The sequence below is a fragment of the Bradyrhizobium sp. genome, from assembly GCF_049798375.1.
Classification (GTDB): domain Bacteria; phylum Pseudomonadota; class Alphaproteobacteria; order Rhizobiales; family Xanthobacteraceae; genus Bradyrhizobium.
The window spans coordinates 1-3,276 of the sequence record NZ_JBARGP010000514.1; the positions used below are offsets into that span (position 1 = coordinate 1).

Annotated in this window: 2 protein-coding genes; both read left to right on the top strand. The window is 67.9% G+C overall.

Features of this window, described 5'->3' with window-relative positions; translation table 11 throughout:
• Positions 1 to 891, top strand: an 891-nt coding sequence (locus WA702_RS20895) for a UDP-glucose dehydrogenase family protein (protein WP_425112449.1), incomplete at its 5' end; no start/stop codon positions are given.
• Positions 892 to 1,010: 119 nt separating this feature from the next.
• The coding region (gene hrpB / locus WA702_RS20900; protein ID WP_425112450.1) for an ATP-dependent helicase HrpB at positions 1,011 to 3,276 on the top strand (2,266 nt) is incomplete at its 3' end.

Here is a 3,276-nt window from a genome sequence, read left to right on the forward strand (position 1 = left end):
GTCGTGGTCGCCTCCAATCCGGAGTTCCTGCGCGAGGGCGCGGCGATCCGCGACTTCAAATGGCCCGACCGCATCGTGGTCGGCACCTCGGACGAGCGCGGTCGCAAGGTGATGGGCGACATTTACCGCCCGCTGTCGCTGAACCAGGCGCCGATGATGTACACCGAGCGCCGCACCGCGGAGTTGATCAAATACGCCGCGAACGCGTTTCTCGCCACCAAGATCACCTTCATCAACGAGGTGGCGGATCTGGCCGAGAAGGTCGGCGCCGACGTGCAGGAGGTGGCGCGCGGCATCGGTCTGGACAACCGCATCGGCCCTAAATTCCTGCATGCCGGGCCCGGCTTCGGCGGCTCCTGCTTCCCGAAGGACACCAGCGCGCTGCTCAAGATCGCGCAAGACAATGGGACGCAGTTGCGCATTGTCGAAGCCGTGATGAACGTCAACGACAACCGCAAGCGCGCGATGGCGCGCAAGGTGATGAGCGCGGTTGGCGGCAGCCTGCGCGGCAAGACGGTCGCCGTGCTTGGCTTGACCTTCAAGCCGGAGACCGACGACATGCGCGACGCGCCGTCGATCCCGCTGGTGACCGGTCTGCTGGACATGGGCGCCAAGGTGCGCGCGCACGATCCGATTGGCATCGAGCAGGCCAGGAAGGAACTGCCCGACATCGATTATTGCGACGATCCCTATGAGTGCGCGAGGGATGCCGACGCCATCGTGCTGGTCACCGAATGGGTGCAGTACCGTGCCATGGATCTGGCCCGGCTGAAAGAAGTCATGGCGCATCCGGTCGTGGTCGATTTGCGCAACGTCTACCGTCCCGAGGAGATGGCCAAGCACGGCTTCATCTATGAGAGCATCGGCCGGCCGACGGTGAAGGGGGCTTGAGGCGCTTGTAATAATTGCGTCATGGCCGGGCTTGTCCCCGCCATCCACGTCTTGTTCTTTCGTGTAAGCAAGATCGAGGATGCCCGGATCAAGCCCGGGCATGACGAATGGTGAGATGATTGCCCCTTCGCTTCGACACGCCACTGCCCATCGACGTCGTGCTGGACGAGCTGGCCGGCACGCTCGAGCGCAATAACACCGCCGTGCTGGTGTCGCCGCCCGGCGCCGGTAAGACCACGCGGGTGCCGCTGGCGCTGCTCGATGCGCCATGGGCCAAAGGCAAAAAGATCATTATGCTGGAGCCGCGGCGGATCGCGGCGCGTGCCAGCGCCGATCGTATGGCCACGACGCTCGGCGAGCGGGCCGGCGACACCGTCGGCTATCGGGTCCGGTTCGGATCGAAAATATCGCGCGCCACCCGCATCGAGGTCGTGACCGAGGGCATTTTCGCGCGCCAGATCCTCGATGACCCCGAACTCACGGGCGTCGCCGCCGTGCTGTTCGACGAATTCCACGAGCGTTCGCTGGATGCTGATCTCGGCCTCGCGCTGGCACGGGACGCGCAAATGGGCCTGCGCGAGGATCTGCGCATTCTGGTGATGTCGGCGACGCTCGACGGCGCGCGCGTCGGCAAGCTCTTGGGCGACGCGCCGGTGGTCGAGAGCGAGGGCCGCGCTTATCCCGTCGAGACCCGCTATCTCGGCCGCAAGATCGATGCTCAGCTCGAGCGCCAGATGGCGGATGCGATCGCGGCCGCGCTGCGCGCAGATAATGGTTCGGTGCTGGCCTTCCTGCCGGGCGCGGCCGAAATCCGCCGCACCGAGACCTTCCTCAGGGAGCGCGTGCGGGATGCATCGACCGAGATCGTGCCGCTGTTCGGCGCGCTCGATGCGGCCGTGCAGGACCGTGCCATCTCGCCGGCGCCAAAGGGCTGCCGCAAGGTGGTGCTGGCGACCTCGATCGCCGAGACCTCGCTGACCATCGAGGGCGTGCGCATCGTGGTCGATTCCGGGCTCGCCCGCGTGCCGCGTTACGAGCCTGATATCGCATTGACGCGGCTGGAGACGGTGCGGGCCTCACGCGCCGCGGTCGATCAGCGCCGCGGCCGCGCTGGGCGTACCGAGCCCGGCATCTGCTACCGGCTCTGGGACGAGCCGCAGACGGCCTCGCTGCCGGCTTATACGCAGCCGGAAATCCTCAGCGCCGATCTCTCCTCGCTGCTGCTCGACTGTGCGCAATGGGGCGTGGCCGATCCGGCGAGCCTGAGCTTCCTCGATCCGCCACCCGCGCCAGCGCTGAAGGAAGCGCGGGAGCTGTTGCGCGAGCTCGGTGCGCTCGATGCCGACGGCCGTATCACCGAGGAAGGCAAGCGCCTCCGTGCGCTGGCGCTGCCGCCGCGGCTGGCGCGCATGATCGTGGATTCGGAAGCGTACGGGATGGCGCAGGAGGCCGCCGATATCGCCGCCATCCTGACCGAGCGCGGGCTTGGCGGCGACAGCGTCGATCTCGAGGTCCGCCGCGATCAGTTCCGCCGCGACCGCTCCCAGCGCGCGCAAAGCGCCCGCGACATGGCGCGCCGCTGGGCCCAGCAGGTGGCGTCGTCTTCCTCGCAAGGCCAGGAGTTGAGCGCCGGCGTGATGCTCGCCTTTGCCTTCCCCGATCGCGTCGCGCGCAACCGCGGCAATGGCGGCTTCGTGCTTGCCAACGGCCGCGGCGCGGCGGTCGAGCAGGCTTCATCGCTGGCGCGCGTGCCCTTCATCGCGGTCGGCGAACTCACCGGCACCGCCGCGAACGGCCGCATCCTGCTGGCCGCGCCGCTGTCGATCGAGGACATCGAACATCACTTCGGCGCGCAGATCGAGGACAAGGACGAGATCAGCTTCGACCGCGATGCGATGGCGTTGCGCGGCCGCCGCAGGCGCAGCCTGCACGCGATCACCTTGGCCGAAGCACCGCTGGCGGTCACGCCGTCCGAACACACCGCACGCATCCTGGCCGATGGCCTCGTGGCCGCCGGCCTCGACCGGCTGCCATGGTCGAAGGCCGTGCTCCAGTGGCGCGACCGCGTGATGTTCCTGCGCAAGGCCGAGGGCGAGAGCTGGCCAGATCTCTCGAATACGGGGCTCGCCGAGCGCCGCGAGGAATGGCTGGTGCCGGTGCTCGCCGACAAGACGGCGCTCAAGCACATTTCCGCCGGCGACCTCTCCGACGCCGTGATGGGACTGCTGCCCTGGGACCTGCGGGCTCGGCTCGACCGCGAGGCGCCGACCCATTTCGAGGCGCCGACCGGCACCATGCTCGCGATCGACTACGAGGCGGAGCAGGGGCCGACCATCGCGGTCCGGCTGCAGGAATTGTTCGGGCTCAATGTGCATCCGTCGATTG